Origin of the sequence: Ralstonia sp. 1138 (assembly GCF_040544795.1) — a bacterium.
Classification (GTDB): domain Bacteria; phylum Pseudomonadota; class Gammaproteobacteria; order Burkholderiales; family Burkholderiaceae; genus Ralstonia; species Ralstonia flatus.
The window spans coordinates 936,872-955,333 of the sequence record NZ_JBEPKQ010000002.1; the positions used below are offsets into that span (position 1 = coordinate 936,872).

Consider the following 18,462-nt stretch of genomic DNA (forward strand, 5'->3'; position numbering starts at 1 on the left):
GAATTCAAGCCATCACCTTCATGAGAATCAGCAGCACAGCCATGCCGCCGACGATGGTCCACATCGCGCTCTTCGTCACCCGTGCGATGACGATGGCGACGATGCCGGCAAGCAGGCGCGGGTTGTCGACCGACACCGCGAGCGCGCCGTCGCGCATCAGCAGGTCGGGCGCAATGAGCGCGGTCAGCATCGCGGCCGGCACGTAGGGCAGGGCGTTGCGGAACCACATCGGCAGGTTCATGCGCCCTTCCAGCGCGATGAACGATAGGCGGATCAGGTAGGTCGCCGCGCCGGCAATCAGCAGCACGCCGAAGAGGATCAGGGCTTTCATGCTGCAGCCCCCTTGTCGGACGGTCGGGCAAGCAAGCGCTCAACCAGCGCACCGACGGCAATGCCCACGCACGCCGCGCTCATCAGCCCGAGCTTGTGCGGCCAGCCCGTCCAGGCCACGGCCAGCGCGGCGCCGGTCAGGGCTGCAGCGAGTTGGGCGCGCGTGCGCAGCGCCGGCACCACGATGGCGATGAACGTCAGCGGCAGGAAGAAATCAAGCGGCCACGAGGTCGGCACCTGCGCGCCCAGCACCACGCCGACGATCGTCGATGCCTGCCAGCTGGACCACAGCGCCACGCCAGCGCCGAGGAAATACCAATGGCGGTAGGCGGCTTCCGCGCTGCCGGGCTGCGCGGTGACAACGCGGCGGTTCATGGCGGCGAAGGCCTCGTCGGTCAGCAGATAGGCGATCAGCCATTTCCAGCGGCGCGGCAGGTGTGCGAGCGCGGGCGCAATGCTGGCCGAATACAGCGCGTGCCGCAGATTCACCATCGAGACCGTCGCCGCAATCACCAGCGCGGGCGCGCCGCCGGCCCACAACTGCACGAGGATCATCTGCGAGGCGCCACCGAAAACGATCGCGCTCATCGCCACGGCAAGCCACGCGGGCATGCCGGCCGACGTGGCGAGCACGCCGTAGATCATGCCGAACGGCACCACGCCCAGCAGCATGGGCGCGAGCGCCAGCATGCCTGCGCGAAACTCAACGGCGCGGGGGGAGGCCATCAGAACGTGTAGCCGATCTGCTGTGCGCGATCTTCGAGTTGATCGAGCAGACGGGCCAGCGGCGCCAGCGCGTTGTAGCGGCTGCACACACGGCGCAGGTAGGCGATGAAGCGCGGGGTGTCTTCCACGTAGCCGGTCTTGCTGTCGCGGTAACACAGGCGCGCGAAGATGCCGGCCACCTTCAGATGGCGTTGCGCGCCCATCCATTCGAGCGCGCGGTAGAACTCGCCGAAGTCTTCATCGACGGGCAGCTTGGCGGCGCGCGCGGCTTCCCAGTAGCGCACCGCCCAATCCAACTCCTGCTCTTCGTCCCACGACAGGAAGGCGTCGCGCAGCAGCGAGGCGGCGTCGTAGGTGATCGGCCCGTAGACGGCGTCCTGGAAGTCCAGCACACCCGGCTGCGACGGGTCGGCCGCATTGATCATCAGGTTGCGCGGCATGTAGTCACGGTGGACGTACACGCGCGGCTGGGCCAAGGCGCTGTCGACCAGCAGCTTGAACACCTTGTCGAGCGATTCGCGCTGCGTGGCGTCCAACGGGCGTTGCAGGTGGCGGTCGACATACCAGTCGGGAAACAGCGACAGCTCGCGGCGCAACAGCGCTTCGTCATACGGTGGCAGTTCGCCTTCGCGCGATGCCGACTGCCAGCGCACCAGGGTATGGATGGCCGGGCGGAACAGCGTATTGGCGTAGGCGAGGTCGAAATTGCGCTCGCGCAGCGATTGCAGATACGTTTGCGGGCCCAGATCGGTCAGCAGCAGGAAGCCCTGCGCGAGATCCTGCTCCAGCACCTGCGGCGCACGCACGCCAGCACCGTTGAGCAGGCCAGCCACATGGACGAACGGGCGGCAGTCCTCCTGCGGCGGCGGGGCGTCCATGACGATCAGCGTGCCGTTGGAGCTGTCGAGGCGGAAATAGCGGCGGAAGCTGGCATCGGCCGAGGCAGGTTGCAGCGTATCGATGCGCAGGCCGTGGGCGGCGGGCAATGTGCCGAGCCAGTCGCGCAATTGGCCAAGGCGTGCGTCGGTTGCGCCTGCTGCGGCGCCAGGGGTCGAAGCCATGCTGAGAGAATGCTGGAATGAGGCTGGAAGGAAGCCCCGTATAATACCCGACCGAGTTTCGCCGCGAGCGAGCGCCGGCCTTGTCCAGGCCGCGTCCGGCGGCGGGATTGACCGCAGTACTGACTGATTTTGTGCCTGTGCGTGCCGTTGCGCGCGCGGCCCTGTTCCCGATCTGCATGACCGAACCGAACCGAGCCAGGAAAAACCGGCAGCGCGCTGCTGTTGCCGCGCCCGATCAGCGGCCCGCCAACCGGCGTGGCACGCTGGCATTGCGCCCGCTGGTATTTGCGGTGGCCGGTGTCTGGACGGCGACGTCCGCGGCGCAGAGCGCGGGCACCGCACAAGCGACGGCGCCCGCTGTCACCCCGGCCTCGTCGGTGACGGCGCTGGCGACGTCCGGCCCGACCACGCCCGGCGGCAGCCCGCTAGTGCCCAAGATGGCCGAGCCCGTCCAGCGCCCGGACAATACCGTCCCTACATTTACCGCGGCCGATAAGATGGACGGCCGCACCAACGAAGACATCCACCTGCGCGGTAATGGCGAACTGCGCCGCAACGGCTCGGTACTGAAGGGCGACACGCTCGATTACAACCAGGACACCGACGTTGCCACCGCCACCGGCAACGTGCGTCTGTTCAAGGGCGGCACGCTCGTCACCGGCCCGGACGCCAAGCTGAAGGTCACCGCCAACGAAGGCACCATCAGCACGCCCACGTACGAGTTCCACTCGACCGGTGGCCATGGCACCGCGGAGCGCATCGATTTCATCGACAAGGACAACAGCCGCATCACGCGCGGCACGTACACCACGTGCTCGCCCGACAACGTCGACTGGTACTTCAGCGCGAGCCGCATCGACATCGACAGCGACCGCCAGGTCGGCACCGGCCGCAACGGCGTGCTGCACTTCTTCGGCGTGCCGGTGTTTGCCGCGCCGGTCATGGATTTTCCGCTCAATGACGATCGGCGCAGCGGTTTCCTTGCGCCGGTGTTCGGCTATAACAGCCGCAGCGGGGCGGACGTCACGCTGCCGTACTACTTCAACATCGCACCGAACCGCGATCTGACGTTGTATCCGCGTCTGCTGAGCCAGCGCGGCTTGCAGCTCGGCGCCGAATACCGCTATCTCGATACGTCGTACAGCGGCGTTTTGCGTGGCGAATTCCTGCCCGATGATCGTGAGGCGGGCCGCAACCGCTGGTCGATTTCGGCAGTACACACACAGCGCCTGGCGCCGGGCCTGACCGGCTACATCAACTACAACAAGGTCTCCGATAACACCTACCCGGATGACCTCGGCCGCAGCATCGTCACGGCGACGCAGCGGCAGTACACGCAGGAAGGCGGCGTCACATACTCGATCGGCGACTGGGTTGCGCTGGCGCGCGTGCAGAAGTTCCAGACGCTGTCGACCGCCACTACGCCCCTGGCAGCGCCCTACGAGCGTTTGCCGCAGTTGAGCCTGACGTATAACCGGTACGACGTTGGTGGCTTTGACGTCAATTTCCTGACCGACTACACGCGATTCTCGATCCCGACGGCCAATACCGTGCAAGGCGAGCGCCTGTTCATGCAGCCGACGATCAGCTACCCGATCGTCCGCCCCGGCTGGTACGTCACGCCGAAGTTCATCCTGAACACCACCGCATACCGCCTGGACCGCCCAGCGGGCGATACGCAGGACACGCAGATCAATCGCACGCTTCCGACGTTCTCGCTCGATTCAGGCATGACCTTCGAGCGCGATGCGCCGCTGGTCTCCAAATTGTTCGGCGTGAGCTACATCCAGACGCTGGAGCCGCGCGTGTTCTACGTGTACACGCCGTATCGCGACCAGTCGCAGATTCCGCTGTTCGATACCGGTCAGTCCGATTACAACCTCGGCCAGATCTTTACCGAGAACCCGTACACCGGTTACGACCGCATTGCCGACAACAACAAGGTGACGGCAGGTGTGACCACGCGTTTCATCGAGGCCGAATCGGGCATCGAGCGCCTGCGTGCCACGATCGCCCAGCGCATCGATCTCGACGGCCAGCGCGTGACGCTGGCGGGTGCGGCGCCGACGTCGGTGCGCCGCTATTCGGACCTTCTGGGCGCGACCACGATCCAGATGTTCCGCGGCATCTTTTTCGATACGAACCTTCAGTACAATCAGGACATCGACCGCATCATGCGCTCGACGGTCGCGTTCAGCTGGAAGCCCGAAGCCAACAAGGTGATCAACCTCGGCTACCGCTATTACCGGCAAGATGCCAATACCGGTCAGCTGCCGCTGGAACAGGCCGATATCTCCACGCAGTGGCCGATTACGCGCCGTCTCTACGGCCTGGGTCGCATTGGTTACGACCTGGATGCGCGCAAGCCGTCGGATATGCTGCTTGGCCTCGAATATGTGGCGGACTGCTGGGTCGGTCGACTGGCGGTGCAGCGCTACAGCAATGCGGTTTCGGGCTATACGACGCATATCTTTGCCCAGATCGAATTCAAGGGTTTGTCGAAGGTGGGGAACAATCCGATCGACGTGATTCGTCTGAACGTGCCCGGCTATCAGCCGGTGACCGCGCAGCCGATCACGCCGTCCGTGCTGGATCAATATGAATAACGACATCATGGCTTTCCAATCGACCGCTTTCGCCACGCGTGTGGCTCCTCTGGGCCGCTTGCGGGTTGCCACCGGCGTGCTGGTTGCGCTGCTGGCAGGGACCACGCTGTCGACCGCCGTCCACGCGCAGCAGGCGCCATCGGCAAAGAAGACCGCACCGGTGCGCGGCATCTTCGCCAACCCGGGTTCGTCGCCGAGCCAGCCGTTGCTGCAGGGCACGCTGCCGGAGCCGACGGCGCCGGGTGCACCGCGTAGCCAACTCGTCGACGAGGTGGTGGCCGTGGTCAACACCGACGTCATCACACGCCGCGAACTGCTCAATCGCGCGGACCTGGTCGAACGCACGTTCCGTGCGCAGAACCGTCCGCTGCCGCCGCGTGCGGATCTGCTCGGTGAAGTGCTAGAGCAGCTGATCCTGGAGCGCGTGCAGGCGCAGACCGCCAAGGAGAGCGGCATCCGCGTGTCCGACGCCGATGTGGACCGCGCGGTGGAAAGCGTGGCCCAGCGCAACAACCTGTCGGTGCCGCAGCTCAAGAGCAAGCTGAAGGACGCCGGCATGACGTACGACAAGTACCGCGACGACCTGCGTCAGGAAATCCTCCTGGCGCGCCTGCGTGAGCGCGAGGTCGACTCCAAGGTGCAGGTCTACGACGGCGAGATCGACAACTATCTGGCGCAGCAGGGCGGCGGCGCGGCTCCGGCCGGCGAGCAGCAATACAACGTCGCGCAGATTCTCGTGCCGGTGGCCGAAGGTGCCTCGGACGCCGAGAAGGCCGCAGCGCGCAGCAAGGCCGAAAGCCTCCTCAAGCAAGCGCAGGGCGGCGCCGATTTCGCCAAGCTGGCGCGTGACAATTCGGGCGCGCAGGATGCATCGCAAGGCGGCGAGCTTGGGCTGCGTCCGATCGGTCGCCTGCCGGCGGTGTTTGCCAACGCCGTGGTCGACATGAAGGCCGGCCAAGTGGCGAGCCAAGTGGTGGAAAGCCCGGCCGGTTATCACGTGATCAAGCTGCTGGAGAAGCGCGCACCGGGCACCGCGATTGCCGCCAAGGTGCAGCAGACGCAAGTGCGTCACATCCTGATCAAGACCGGTCCGACGATGTCTGCTGACGACGCGCGCCGCCAGTTGACGGGCCTGCGTGATCGCATCGTTCACGGCTACGACTTTGGCGATGCGGCACGCCGGTATTCGCAAGACGGCTCGGCCGGTGCGGGTGGCGAGCTGGGCTGGGTATCGCCGGGCCAACTGGTGCCGGAATTCGAGCAGGCGATGAACCAGCTCAAGCTGGGCGATGTGTCGCAGCCGGTGCAGAGCCAGTTCGGTGTGCACCTGATCCAGGTGGAAGGCCGCCGCGAAGCCGAGGTGTCCGGCGACCGCCAGCGCGACTACGCACGCTCGGTGATTCGCGAGCAGAAGGTCCAGGCCGCCTATGAAGACTGGCTGCGTGAGCTGCGCGATTCGGCACACGTGGAATACCGCGTGAACCGTCAGCAGTAAGCTACGGACATCCGCATCGCTCACGGCCGCCTGCGGGCGGCCGTGGCGTTTCTAGATCGCCTCGAAAACCATCGCAGGAAAGCGCTGCATGCTGAACATTGCCATCACCACCGGCGAACCTGCCGGTATCGGCCCCGACATCACCGTGGCTGCGCTGCTGCATCTGGCGCGCCAGGCGTCGCCGCGTTACGCCGATGTGCAGTGGCATGTGATGGGCGATGCGGCATTGCTGCAGGCGCGCGCTGATGCGATCGGGCAGGGCGATTTCTGGCGCGTTGTCTCTACGGCGCTGACTGTCGTGGCACGCCCGCTGGGTGCGCCTGTGCGCGCCGGCGTGCTTGATGCCGCCAACGGCCGCTATGTGCTGGACCTGCTCGACGCGGCCATCGACGGGTGCCTGATCGGCACGGCAGACGGCATCCGTTACGACGCGATGGTCACGGCGCCGGTGCAGAAGAGCACGATCAACGACGCCGGGGTGCCGTTTACCGGCCACACCGAGTATCTGGCCGAGCGCAGCCACACGCCGCGCGTGGTCATGATGCTGGCTGGCCCTCAACCGGCGCACGACAACGCCATGCTGCGCGTGGCGCTGGCGACGACGCATTTGCCGCTGCGCGAGGTGCCGGACGCCATCACGCCCACGGTGCTCGACGAGACGCTCGACATCGTGCAGCGTGATTTGCGCGCACGCTTTGGGCTGAAGGCACCGCGTATTCTCGTGACCGGTTTGAATCCGCATGCGGGCGAATCCGGCCACCTCGGCCGCGAAGAGATCGAAGTGATCGAGCCTGCCATCGCGCGTGCGCGCACGCGTGGGATCGATGCACGCGGTCCGTATCCGGCCGATACGCTGTTCCAGTCGCGCCTGTTGGCCGATGCCGACTGCGTGCTGGCGATGTACCACGACCAGGGTTTGGCGCCGCTCAAGTACGGCACGTTCGGCCATGGCGTGAACATCACGCTGGGCTTGCCGTTCGTGCGCACGTCGGTGGATCACGGTACGGCGCTGGACCTGGCGGGCACGGGCCGCGCCGAGTTCGGCAGCATGATCGAGGCGATCGATACCGCCATCGCCATGGCGCGGCACACGGCGCGTTCCTGAGTTTCTTCACCTTTTCGATTTCGAGTTCGCAATGGCACGATCCACGACGGGCGTTCACCAAGGGCACCAGGCCCGCAAGCGCTTCGGCCAGAACTTCCTGGTCGATGACGGCGTGATCCACGCCATCGTTTCCGCCATCGACCCCAAGCCCGACGATGTGCTCGTCGAGATCGGCCCGGGTCTGGGCGCGCTCACGGTGCCGCTGATGGAGCGCGTGCGCACGTTGCAGGTGGTCGAGCTGGATCGTGACCTTGTCGCACGCTTGCAGAAGCGTTTCGGCGATCGGCTGATCGTGCATGCAGGCGATGCGCTGGCGTTCGATTTCGGTTCGCTGCTGGAGGCGGATCGGCCGCTGCGCATCGTGGGCAACCTGCCGTACAACATCTCGAGCCCGCTGCTGTTCCATCTGGCCACGTTTGCCGACCGCGTGCGCGATCAGCATTTCATGCTCCAGAAAGAAGTGGTCGACCGCATGGTGGCCGCGCCGGGCAGCAAGGCATTCAGCCGGCTCTCGGTGATGCTGCAGGTGCGCTATTACATGGAGCTGGTGCTGGATGTGCCGCCGGGCTCGTTCAACCCGCCGCCCAAGGTGGATTCGGCGGTGGTGCGGATGATTCCGTGGCCGGCTGATAAGTCGCCGTATGCGCCGGTCGACATGCGCGCGCTGGGCACGGTGGTGACGATGGCGTTTTCGCAGCGGCGCAAGGTGCTGCGCAACACCCTCGGCGCACTGCGCGATGTGATTGATTTCGAGGCGCTTGGCTTTGACCTGGGCCGCCGCGCAGAAGAAGTGCCGGTGGAAGACTTCGTGGCCGTGGCGAACGCGCTGCCGGCCAGCCGCATCGCCGGCAGCGTTTCCGACCTCAGCGAAGATTGACGAGCAGGATGCCCGACAGCACGAGCGTTGCCGCCAGCGCAAACCGCAGGCCCACCGGCTCGTGCAACAGCAGCACGCCAAACGCCACGCCAAACAGCGGCGTCAGGAACGAGAACACGGACAACCGCGACGCCAGGTAACGGCGCAGCAGCCAGAACCACGTCAGGTAACTGGCAAATGCAATCAGCACGGACTGGTAAGCGAGGCTGGCCAGCGCGGTCGGTGTGAGGTTCGCGGTAAAGGCCTGGCCAGTGCCGGCGGCCATCAACAGCAGCAGCACGGCCGAGACGGCCAGTTGGTACAGCAACGTCTTCGCCGCCGGTGCTTCGGAAAGCTTGCTTGCCCGCACGACGATGGTCGTCGCGCCCCACAGCGCGCCGGCCACCACGCCCAGCGCGTCGCCCAATGACGTCGACGGCCCGGCCGCCGGGTGCAGGACGCCGTCGGCGAATGCCAGCACGATCCCCGCAAATGCAATGCCGATTCCGGCCCACTGGCGCGGCCGCAGGTGCTCGCCGGGCACAAAGAAGTGCAGGCCGAGCGCGGTGAAGATCGGCGCGGTGTAGAGAAACACCGCCATGCGCGAGGCGGTCGTGTAGCCCAGCCCGATGAAGATGCACAGGAACTCGACGCCGAACAGCACGCCGGCCATCAGGCCACCAGTCAGCGTGCCGTCGCGCAAGGAGAGACACGTGCCGCGCCAGAGCGCAAACGCGAACACCAGGACCGACGCGATGGCCGAGCGCACACCGGCCTGCATGACGGGGCCCACGTCATGGGCGGCCACCTTGATGGCGACCTGCTGAAAGCCCCAGCACATGCACAGCACCACCATCAGCCCGATGGCGGTGCCGTCCAGCGGCCGCCGGACCGCGTCAGTGGCGGTTGCCATCGGGCATCGAGCGTGCCTGGATCAGCTCGATCTTGTAGCCGTCCGGATCTTCCACAAACGCGATGATGGTGCTGCCGCCCTTGACCGGGCCAGCCTCACGCGTGACCTTGCCGCCGGCGTTGCGGATCTGGTCGCAAGCCTGCGCGGCATTGTCGACCTCGATGGCCAGGTGCCCGAATGCCGTGCCGAGTTCGTACTCGCTCACGCCGTAGTTGTAGGTCAGTTCGATGACCGTGTTGCCGGCTTCCGGGCCGTAGCCGACGAATGCCAGCGAGTACTTGTATTCGGGGTTGTCGCTGGTGCGCAGCAACTGCATGCCCAGCACGTTCGTGTAGAAGTCGATCGAGCGCTGCAAGTCGCCAACGCGCAGCATGGTGTGGAGCATTCGCATGGGGGTTTCCTTCCTGGAGAACTGCGGGAAGGCAATATTGTAGGGGGGTGTGGCGGAGCCTGCAGGGCAGGCATGTTCTGCCGCCGACGCATCCGTCGCAGCGGCGTCGGCGGGGCGAATCAGAACGCCGGCAAGTATTCCGGCGGATGCGAGCGCAACTGCTCGCGCGCCTCGCGAAACTCGGGAAAGATCGACTCCACCGTGTCCCAGAAGCGCGGGCTGTGGTTCATCTCCTTGAGATGCGCCAGCTCGTGCGCAACCACGTAGTCGATCAAGCTCAGCGGGAAATGCACGAGGCGCCAGTTCAGGCGGATCTTGCCGTCGGCGGTGCAGCTTCCCCAGCGCGTGGCGGCGGAGGACAGCGCATACGCGCTATGCCGCACGCCCAGGCGCTCGGCATACACCTCAAGGCGCTCGCCGAAAAGGCGTCGAGCCTGCGTCTGCAGCCAGCCTTGCACGCGGTCCTTGATCTGCTGCTCCGTGGTGGTGGGCGGCAGGCCCAGGTGGAGCACGCTGGTGTCAGCATCGAACATCAATGCGCCGATGGGCGATTCCAGCTTGAGCGTGATCGTCTTGCCGAGGAACGGCAGCGCGGCGCCGTCCTGCCACTCCATCGGCGGCAGCATGCGGCGTGCGGCGCTCGTGCGCCACTCGGCCAGCTTGGCGAAGATCCACTTCTGCTTTTCGGCGATGGCGTGTTCGATCTCGGCGAGCGTCACCCAGCGCGGAGCCGTGATCGACAAGCCGCGGTCATCGATGACAAAGCCGATGGTGCGCCGCGACGAACGCTTGAGGTTATAGATCAGCGCGCGCTCGCCCAACGTCAGCCGGCGCTGGTTGGGGCCGAGCGGTGCGGTGGAAAAATCGAGTGCGGGCGGGGCGAGGAGGGACGCGTCAGGCGGCTGCGATGGCGACGCGGCTTCGGGCGCGAGCAGCGGCAGCTCGAGCTGGACGCTGTCGGCGGTGGTGGGCGAAGTCGGTGGGCGCAGCAGTTTCATGCGTGCTCGCGGTAGCTATCGGCGTCGATTCTACGCATTTCTGCTTCGATCCACGCTTCGACTTCGCGATTGAGTTCGTCGCTGGTCTTGCCGGCCGTCGAGATGGCCGGACCGACCGACAGCGTGATCAGGCCCGGATGCTTCAGGAACGAGTTACGCGGCCACACGCGGCCGGAGTTGTGGGCGATGGGGATGACCCATGCGCCGGTGTCCACGGCGAACCGCGCACCGCCGCTCTTGTAGCGCGGCTTCGGGTCGCCCGAACGCGTGCGGGTGCCTTCGGGAAACATGATCACCCAGGCGCCTTCAGCCAGGCGTTCCTTGCCCTGGCGGGCGACCGAGGCAAATGCGTTGGCGCCGTCCTTGCGGTTGATGTGCACCATTTTCAGCATGCCCAGCGCCCAGCCGAAGAAGGGCACATACAGCAGCTCGCGCTTGAACACGTAGCACAGCGGCCTAGGCATGGTCGCCACAAAGGCCATGGTTTCCCATGCCGACTGATGCTTGGAGAGCAGCACCACGCGCTTGTTGGTCGCGACGGCGTCTTCGATGTGTTCCCAGCCCTGGTATTGCCAGCGGATGCCCAGCAGCCAGCGCGCCATCCAGATGGCGGATTTGGTCCAGCCCGACACCATCCAGAACCGGCGGGCCGGATTCATGAACGGAAACACGATGAAGCAGGCCACCGCGTAGATCGGCGTCCAGACGATCAGGAAAACCAGGTACAGCAGCGAACGGATAAAAGCCATTGGGGGCGAATTCAAGGGGCGCGCGTGGGCGTGCCCTGGGGCACGGGGGACAGCAGCGCACGCGCGAACGCACGCAGGTCCTCGTGAATCTGGGTGCCCGGGGGCAGGTTGCCGGCATCGCGGGTCTTGGCGCCCTTGCCGGTCAATACGAGGTGCGGCACGGCACCGACTTCCACACCGGCCTGCAAGTCGCGCAGCGAGTCTCCCACGACCGGCACGCCGGTGAGGTCCACGTCGAAGCGGCGGGCGATCTCGCGCAGCATGCCGGACTTGGGTTTGCGGCAGTCGCAGGCATCGGCGGCGGTGTGCGGGCAGAAGAAGACGGCATCGACGCGTCCGCCGTAGGTGGCAAGCGCCTTGTACATCTTCTCGTGCATGGCGTTGAGCGCGGCAGCCTCGAACAGACCGCGTCCGATCCCCGACTGGTTGGTGGCCACCACCACCTGGTAGCCGGCCTGGTTCAGCTCGGCAATGGCTTCCAGGCTGCCGTCGAGGGCGATCCACTCGTCAGGCGACTTGATGAACTGATCGCTGTCGTGGTTGATGACGCCATCGCGGTCGAGAATCACCAGTTTGGGAACATGGGGCATGGTGGGCTCCGAACGGTGCTTGGGGTGCCGATCAAGCGGCCAGCTTGGAGATGTCCGCCACGCGGTTCATCAGTCCGTGCAGTTCAGCCAGCAGCGCCAGGCGGTTGTCGCGCAGCGCGGTATCGTCGGCCATCACCATCACGCCGTCGAAGAAGGTATCGACCGCTTCGCGCAGGCTGGCCAGCGTCTTCAGCGCGGTGGTGAAATCGCCCCGTGCGAAGGCATCGTGCACCTGCGGCTCCGACGACGCCACGGCCTGATGCAGCGCGCGCTCGGCGTCTTCCTTGAGCAGTTGCGGCTGCACTGCGCCAATCGCTGCGTCCGTCTTCTTCAGGATGTTGGTGATGCGCTTGTTGGCGGCAGCCAGCGCTTCGGCCTGCGGCAGGGCCGCGAAGGCACGCACGGCGTCGAGGCGCGCGACGATGTCGTCCAGGCGCTGCGGGCGCTGGCTGACGACGGCTTCCACCTCGTTGGTGCTGTAGCCCTTGTCCTTCAGGTAGCCGCGCAGGCGGTCGTAGAGGAAGTCCGTGATGGCAGCCAGGTCCGGCTTGACGGCGGCGATGCCATCGAAGCTGGCAGCGGCAATCTGCAGCGCATCGTCAATCGTGAGCGCGAGCGGCTTCTCGATCAGCATGCGCAGGATGCCCAACGCGTGGCGGCGCAGCGCGAACGGATCTTTCTCGCCCGTAGGTTGCAGACCGATGCCCCAGATACCGACCAGCGTTTCCAGCTTGTCGGCCAGCGCCACCACGGTACCGGTGGCGGTGCTGGGCAGCGCGTCGCCGGCAAAGCGCGGTTGGTAGTGTTCGGAGCAGGCCAGCGCCACGTCGTCGGGTTCGCCGTCGTGGCGGGCGTAGTACGTGCCCATCGTGCCTTGCAGCTCGGGGAACTCGCCCACCATGTCGGTCAGCAGATCGGCCTTGGCGAGCAGCGCGCCGCGCGAGGCGTGGGCAACATCCGCGCCGAGCTTCTCGGCCAGCTGGCCCGCGATGGCCTGCAGGCGCGACACACGCTCAAGCTGCGTGCCGATCTTGTTGTGATACACCACGCGCGAGAGCAGCGGCACGCGGTCGGCCAGCGGCTTCTTCTTGTCCTGCTCGAAGAAGAAGCGGGCGTCGGCCAGGCGCGGACGCACCACGCGCTCATTGCCTTGAATGATGGCCTCGGGCGTGCTCGTGGCGATGTTCGAGACGATCAGGAAGCGGTTGCGCAGATGGCCCTGTGCATCGGTCAGCGCGAAGTACTTCTGGTTCGTCTGCATGGTCAGGATCAGGCACTCCTGCGGCACGGCGAGGAACGCTTCCTCGAAATGGCAGGGGTAGACGACGGGCCACTCCACCAGCGCGTTCACCTCGTCGAGCAGCGCTTCGGGCATGACCACCGTATCGGCGCCGGCCGTCTTCAGCAGCTCGGCGCGGATGGCTTCCTTGCGCTTGCCGTAGCCCGCGATGACCTTGCCCTGCGATTCCAGCGTGCTGGCATACGACGTAGCGTCTTGGATGACGATTTCGCCGGCCGACAGGAAACGGTGGCCCAGCGTCACGTTGCCCGCTTGCAGGCCGAATGCGCTGACGGGTATGACTTCGCTGTCGAGCAGCGCGATCAGCTTGTGCGCCGGGCGTACGAACTGCACGTTATCGCCGTTCGGGCGCTGATACGTCATCACCTTCGGAATCGGGAGATTGGCGATGGTCTGCGTCAGTGCAGTCTGCAGGCCGTCGGCCAGCACGGCGCCGCGCGCGGTATAGCGATAGAACAGCGCTTCGGCCTTGCCGTCGGGTGCGCGTTCGAGCGATTCGGGGGCGATGGTGTCCACGCCCACGGTCTTGGCCAGCGCGGCCAGCTTCTTGACGAGCGGCGCGGCGGGCTTGCCCTCGGCATCGAAGGCGATGGTCACGGGCAGCACCTTCTCGCGCAATTCGCGATCGGGCGCGGTGCGGCGTACGCCGGTGATCGATGCGGCCAGGCGGCGCGGCGTGGCGAAGCCTTCCACGGCGGCGCCCTCTTCGAGCAGGCCTTGCGCCGACAGACCGTCAAACAGGCCGCGCGCAAACGCCTCGCCCAGGCGGGCCAGCGCCTTGGGCGGCAGTTCTTCGGTCAGCAGTTCGATCAGGAGGGTGGACATAGCGTTTGAATCGGTGACGTCGTTGTTCTGCGCCGCGCGGTATTCAGATCAGGTGCGGCGGTACGTTGTGTGGTTCGGTTCAGTGGTCAGCAATCAGCAGGGCGAGCCGGGCACGGGTTCCACGCCCGAGAGCAGCCACACGCCGTTCTGCTGCTGGAACTGCAATTGCGTGCCGGCGCACTGGCCCGGCGGCGGAGGCGGTGCAATCGGGGCAGGCGTGGTGCCCGGCGTGGCCGCATCACGGCGCAGGAACCGCGCAGACAACAAGCCGCGTCGCGCGTCGTAGCGCACCTCTTGCAGCGTGCCCGACACGTTGAATTCCAAGCGGCTCGGCAGCTGCCCCGCCGAGCGGAACACGCGCGCACGGCGCTGTGCCTTGGCGCCGGTGCCTTGCCACTCCACCCACGTGAGCGGGAAGCGCAGGGCCGTCGCATAGGTGCGCAGCGGCACGCGATGCCAGCCGAGGTCACGCGCGCCGGACAGGTCGCAGGCCATCGTGCGCACCAGGCTCGTCCATTGATCGAGCGACGGCGGAGGCGGCGTCCAGGCCGTGCTCAGCGCTTGCTGCAGCGGCTTGGAATCGGCCACGCAAAGCTGCGTCAAAGTGTTGGGCACGACAAAAACCTTCTCAGTCGATGCGGCCTTGGACGTGCGATGCCGTGCCGCTTGCGCAACGCTCGCCGGTAGCGCCAGCGCGGCGATGGACGCTGCCGTCAGCAGCGCCAGGCCACGCCGTGCTCGGTTGGCCGTCATGCGGCCTCCGTGGTCTTGGCGGCGGCCGCGTTCGTGCCGCACATCGGGAAACCGAGGCGTTCGCGCGAATCGTAGTAAGCCTGCGCGACGAGGCGCGACAGGTTGCGGATGCGGCCGATGTAGGCTGCGCGCTCCGTCACCGAAATCGCGCCGCGCGCGTCCAGCAGGTTGAAGGTGTGGCCGGCCTTGAGCACTTGCTCGTAGGCGGGCAGGGCCAGTTGCACGACAGGTGCGTCGCCCTCGGCCGCGGCTTCGCCTTCTGCGCGCACGCCCATCAGGCGCTTCGCTTCGGCTTCGTGCTCGGCAAAGCGGCGGAACAGCACGGTCGTGTCGGCCTGCTCGAAGTTGTAGGTCGATTGCTCGACTTCGTTCTGGTGATAGACGTCGCCATAGGTCAGGCGGCGCTTCACGGGGCCGTTCGGGCCCGGCTCTTCCCACTCGGTCCAGACCAGGTCGTAGATGTTTTCGACCTGCTGCAGGTACATCGCCAGGCGTTCGATGCCGTAGGTGATCTCACCGGTCACGGGCTTGCAGTCCAGGCCGCCGACTTGCTGGAAGTACGTGAATTGCGTCACTTCCATGCCGTTGAGCCAGACCTCCCAGCCCAGGCCCCAGGCGCCGAGCGTGGGGTTCTCCCAGTCGTCTTCCACAAAGCGGACGTCGTTCTGCTTCAGGTCCAGGCCCAGCGCTTCCAGCGAACCGAGGTACAGGTCGAGGATGTTCTCCGGCGCCGGCTTGAGCACGACCTGGTATTGGTAGTAATGCTGCAGGCGGTTCGGGTTCTCGCCGTAGCGGCCGTCCTTGGGGCGGCGCGACGGTTGCACGTAGGCGGCACGCCACGGCTCGGGGCCGATCGCGCGCAGGAAGGTGTGCACGTGCGACGTGCCGGCGCCGACTTCAAGGTCGATCGGTTGCAGCAGGGCGCAGCCCTGGGCGTCCCAGTACGACTGCAGCTTGAGGATGAGTTGCTGGAAGGTGAGCATGGTGGTACCCGTTGGTCCGCGGCGGCACGGAACGATGCGCTGCGCCGCGCGACGGTGGAATGCAGCGGCGGGCACGGGAAGCGCCTGGCTCCCTGCCCGCCGTAAAACGTTGAATTTTAGCGTTTTTTGTCAGCGACTCCGGAAAGTGGCTCGAAAGCCCTCCGGGCGCAGATCGATCAGTCCGCCGAAGCCCGACGGCGGCGCACAAACGCCACCAGCAGAACCAGCGCGCCCAGGCCCAGCGCGGGCGCGTTGCCGGCCCGCACGAAGGGCGTGAGGCCTTGCGTGCCTTGCACGTCAGCCTGCAGCGTGCCCAGCGTGAAGACCGGCAGGCGCGCCTGAACGCTGCCGTCCGGCCGCACCACGGCGGTCGCGCCCGTGTTGGTGGCACGCAGCATTGGCCGGCCCGTTTCGAGCGCGCGCATGCGTGAGATCTGCAGGTGCTGGTCCAGCGCGATCGTGTCGCCAAACCACGCCAGGTTCGTCACGTTGGCGAGCATCGTGGCGGGCTGGTCTGCGTGCCGCAGCGAGGCGGCAATTTCCTCGCCGAACAAATCCTCGTAGCAGATGTTGGGGGCGACACGCTGGTCGGCCACCGCCATGGCCGGCTGCACGGGCAGGCCGCGTCGGAAGTCGCCCAGCGGCATGTTCATCATGTTGACGAACCAGTGGAAACCGAAGGGGATGAACTCGCCGAAGGGCACGAGATGGTGCTTGTTGTAGCGGTACACGCCCTGGAATTGCGGGCCGACGCCGAACACGCTGTTGGTGTAGTCGACGCGGGAGTCCTCGCTGGCGGCGCCAAACAGCACGCTGGAACCGGTGGTATCCACATAGGTGCGGATGGCCAGCGCGATCTCTTGCGGCATCTCCTGAATCATGATCGGGAAGGCCGTCTCGGGCGTGACCACGAGTTGCGCGGGCTTCTCGGTGACCATCTTCGTGTACAGCTCCAGCGAGCGCTCGATGCCGGTCTGCTGGAACTTCACGTCCTGCGGCACGTTGCCCTGCAGAAGGCGCACGGAAATCGGCTTGCCGGTCGGTTGCGTCCACGCAATGCCGTGCAGCGGCCAGCCGGCCACCAGCACAACCGCACCGGCGAGGGCCGCCAGCCAATGCAGTCGGCGCTCGGCTGCGACGCACAGCAGGCCGGCCAGCACGGCGGCGATCAGCACGATGCCGTAGACACCCACCAGCGGCGCGTAGCCGGCCAGCGGGCCATCGGTGTGCGCGTAGCCGCCGTTGATCCAGGGGAAGCCCGTCCAGACCGTGCCGCGCAGCCATTCCGTAACGGCCCATGCCGCGCCGAATACGAGCGCGGATGCGGTACCGGACCACCGCCCGCGTCTCGTGAGCCACTGCCAGGCCCACACCGCCAGCGCCGGATGCAGCGCCAGGTAGCCCGCAAACAGCAGCACTGCCAGCGCGGCCATCCATGCCGGCATGTCGCCGTAGACGTGCATGCTGATATAGAGCCACCAGACGCCCGACAGGAACCAGCCGAGCCCGAAGGCGTAGCCAACGTACGCCGCATCACGCAGGCGCGGCGCGCGCTGTACGAGCGCAGCCAGCCCCGTCAGCGAGAGGATCTGCAGCCACCACCAGTGGTTCGGCGCGAACGACAGCGTATGCATGACGCCAAGCAGTGCTGCCAGCGGCATCGCAAAACGCAACCGCGCGAGCGGCACAGCTTGGGCATCCTGCCGACGGGACGGTGCGGCAGGGGAAGAGAACTGAGCGGGCACGGAGGGATCAGGCGGGGTGAGAACCAGAGGTGTCGGCCGTGGCATTGCCGCCAGCCGACGCGGTGAGGCGGCGCACGAGCAGCACCTGCACCTGGCGCGCATCGGCGCGCAGCACGTCGAATTGCAGGGTGCCCATGACGATCTTCTCGCCGCGGTGCGGCACGCGGCCCAGGTGGTTGGACAGCAGCCCGCCCACGGTATCGACGTCTTCGTCGGAGAAATGCGTGCCGAAGGCTTCGTTGAACTGGCTGATTTCGGTCAGCCCGCGCACGCGCATGTGGCCATCGGCGGTCGGCAGGATGTTGTCTTCTTCCTGATCGAAGTCGTATTCGTCTTCGATGTCGCCGACGATCTGCTCCAGCACGTCTTCGATGGTGATGAGGCCCGCCACGCCGCCGTATTCGTCAACGACGATGGCGATGTGGTTGCGGTTGACGCGGAAGTCGCGCAACAGCACGTTCAGTCGCTTGGATTCGGGGATGAACACGGCCGGGCGCAGCATGTCGCGCACGTCGAAGCCTTCGTCGGTGTAGAAGCGCAGCAGATCCTTGGCGAGCAGGATGCCGATGATGTTGTCGCGGCTGCCTTCGTAGACGGGGAAGCGCGAATGCGCGGCTTCCTGCACAAACGGGATGAATTCTGACGGCGCGTCGGCGATGTTCAGCGCATCCATCTGCGCGCGCGGGATCATGATGTCGCGCGCACACAGGTCCGAGACCTGGAAGACGCCTTCGATCATCGACAGGGAGTCGGCGTCGATCAGGCTGCGCGCATGGGCGTCTTGGAGGATTTCGAGCAGCTCGGCCCGCGATTCGGGCTCGGGCGAGATGAGGTCGGTCAGGCGTTCCAGCAGCGAGCGGGGTTTGTCGGCTGGCTTCGGACTGGGATACGGATCATTCATGGCGCGGTCGCGCGTCGTTAAACATCGGGCCAGCATACACCAAAAGCCCTGCCGTCCCGATGACGTGGGGTGGCCGCCCAGCCTCCAGAAGTGGCTTCTATTTCACATCTGGAGGCCGGGTTCGGGCGCGTTGAG

The 18,462-nt window shown here is 66.2% G+C and carries 17 protein-coding genes; 4 read left to right on the forward strand and 13 right to left on the reverse strand.

What is annotated here, in order from left to right:
* Window positions 1–4: 4 nt before the first annotated feature.
* Genes ABIC76_RS12140 through ABIC76_RS12150 form a run of 3 tightly spaced genes read right to left on the reverse strand, consistent with a single transcriptional unit; the run spans window position 5 to window position 2,117 of the window.
* A complete protein-coding gene (locus ABIC76_RS12140; RefSeq protein WP_147217315.1) occupies window positions 5–331 on the reverse strand; it encodes an AzlD domain-containing protein in 327 nt (108 codons plus the stop codon).
* Window positions 328–1,056: an AzlC family ABC transporter permease gene (locus ABIC76_RS12145; RefSeq protein ID WP_354534103.1), complete on the reverse strand. Its 729-nt coding sequence runs from the start codon at window positions 1,054–1,056 to the stop codon at window positions 328–330. Before ABIC76_RS12145 ends, ABIC76_RS12140 begins: the two co-directional genes overlap by 4 nt.
* Window positions 1,056–2,117 (reverse strand): aminoglycoside phosphotransferase family protein, encoded by a 1,062-nt coding sequence (locus ABIC76_RS12150; protein WP_354534104.1) that lies wholly within the window; start codon window positions 2,115–2,117, stop codon window positions 1,056–1,058. Before ABIC76_RS12150 ends, ABIC76_RS12145 begins: the two co-directional genes overlap by 1 nt.
* Window positions 2,118–2,293: 176 nt before the next feature.
* Here ABIC76_RS12150 and ABIC76_RS12155 point away from each other — a divergent pair, with 176 nt between their 5' ends.
* The 4 genes from ABIC76_RS12155 to rsmA all read left to right on the forward strand — a co-directional run bounded on the left by ABIC76_RS12155 (window position 2,294) and on the right by rsmA (window position 8,200).
* The gene (locus ABIC76_RS12155; protein WP_354534105.1) at window positions 2,294–4,723 is read left to right on the forward strand and encodes an LPS-assembly protein LptD; all 2,430 of its coding nucleotides are present in this window, start codon (window positions 2,294–2,296) and stop codon (window positions 4,721–4,723) included.
* Window positions 4,716–6,218, forward strand: coding sequence for a peptidylprolyl isomerase (locus ABIC76_RS12160; RefSeq protein ID WP_354534106.1), 1,503 nt, complete (start codon window positions 4,716–4,718; stop codon window positions 6,216–6,218). The genes ABIC76_RS12155 and ABIC76_RS12160 overlap by 8 nt, the downstream gene beginning before the upstream one ends.
* A gap of 88 nt (window positions 6,219–6,306) precedes the next feature.
* Window positions 6,307–7,323, forward strand: coding sequence for a 4-hydroxythreonine-4-phosphate dehydrogenase PdxA (pdxA, locus tag ABIC76_RS12165; RefSeq protein WP_354534107.1), 1,017 nt, complete (start codon window positions 6,307–6,309; stop codon window positions 7,321–7,323).
* A gap of 31 nt (window positions 7,324–7,354) precedes the next feature.
* Window positions 7,355–8,200, forward strand: a complete 846-nt coding sequence (rsmA, locus tag ABIC76_RS12170; protein WP_102064530.1) for a 16S rRNA (adenine(1518)-N(6)/adenine(1519)-N(6))-dimethyltransferase RsmA — start codon at window positions 7,355–7,357, stop codon at window positions 8,198–8,200.
* Here the strand turns inward: rsmA and ABIC76_RS12175 are convergent.
* The 10 genes from ABIC76_RS12175 to ABIC76_RS12220 form a co-directional block, all read right to left on the reverse strand.
* Window positions 8,187–9,092 (reverse strand): DMT family transporter, encoded by a 906-nt coding sequence (locus ABIC76_RS12175; RefSeq protein ID WP_354534108.1) that lies wholly within the window; start codon window positions 9,090–9,092, stop codon window positions 8,187–8,189. The genes rsmA and ABIC76_RS12175 overlap by 14 nt on opposite strands.
* Window positions 9,076–9,483 carry a lactoylglutathione lyase gene (gene gloA / locus ABIC76_RS12180; protein ID WP_027678185.1) on the reverse strand — a complete coding sequence of 136 codons (408 nt, stop codon included), beginning with the start codon at window positions 9,481–9,483 and terminating at the stop codon, window positions 9,076–9,078. Before gloA ends, ABIC76_RS12175 begins: the two co-directional genes overlap by 17 nt.
* Before the next feature lie 119 nt (window positions 9,484–9,602).
* The gene (locus tag ABIC76_RS12185) at window positions 9,603–10,481 is read right to left on the reverse strand and encodes a M48 family metallopeptidase (protein WP_027678184.1); all 879 of its coding nucleotides are present in this window, start codon (window positions 10,479–10,481) and stop codon (window positions 9,603–9,605) included.
* Window positions 10,478–11,230: a lysophospholipid acyltransferase family protein gene (locus ABIC76_RS12190; protein ID WP_354534109.1), complete on the reverse strand. Its 753-nt coding sequence runs from the start codon at window positions 11,228–11,230 to the stop codon at window positions 10,478–10,480. Before ABIC76_RS12190 ends, ABIC76_RS12185 begins: the two co-directional genes overlap by 4 nt.
* 11 nt (window positions 11,231–11,241) lie before the next feature.
* Window positions 11,242–11,820: a D-glycero-beta-D-manno-heptose 1,7-bisphosphate 7-phosphatase gene (gene gmhB / locus ABIC76_RS12195; protein WP_102064533.1), complete on the reverse strand. Its 579-nt coding sequence runs from the start codon at window positions 11,818–11,820 to the stop codon at window positions 11,242–11,244.
* 31 nt (window positions 11,821–11,851) lie between these two features.
* The gene (gene glyS / locus ABIC76_RS12200; protein WP_354534110.1) at window positions 11,852–13,945 is read right to left on the reverse strand and encodes a glycine--tRNA ligase subunit beta; all 2,094 of its coding nucleotides are present in this window, start codon (window positions 13,943–13,945) and stop codon (window positions 11,852–11,854) included.
* A 93-nt stretch (window positions 13,946–14,038) separates the two neighbouring features.
* The gene (locus tag ABIC76_RS12205) at window positions 14,039–14,698 is read right to left on the reverse strand and encodes a hypothetical protein (RefSeq protein WP_102064535.1); all 660 of its coding nucleotides are present in this window, start codon (window positions 14,696–14,698) and stop codon (window positions 14,039–14,041) included.
* A complete protein-coding gene (gene glyQ, locus ABIC76_RS12210) occupies window positions 14,695–15,681 on the reverse strand; it encodes a glycine--tRNA ligase subunit alpha (RefSeq protein ID WP_206272932.1) in 987 nt (328 codons plus the stop codon). The genes ABIC76_RS12205 and glyQ overlap by 4 nt, the downstream gene beginning before the upstream one ends.
* 176 nt (window positions 15,682–15,857) lie before the next feature.
* Window positions 15,858–17,369, reverse strand: coding sequence for an apolipoprotein N-acyltransferase (gene lnt / locus ABIC76_RS12215; RefSeq protein WP_354534219.1), 1,512 nt, complete (start codon window positions 17,367–17,369; stop codon window positions 15,858–15,860).
* Window positions 17,370–17,433: 64 nt separating this feature from the next.
* Window positions 17,434–18,327, reverse strand: a complete 894-nt coding sequence (locus ABIC76_RS12220; RefSeq protein WP_147214602.1) for a CorC family transporter — start codon at window positions 18,325–18,327, stop codon at window positions 17,434–17,436.
* Window positions 18,328–18,462 lie beyond the last annotated feature (135 nt).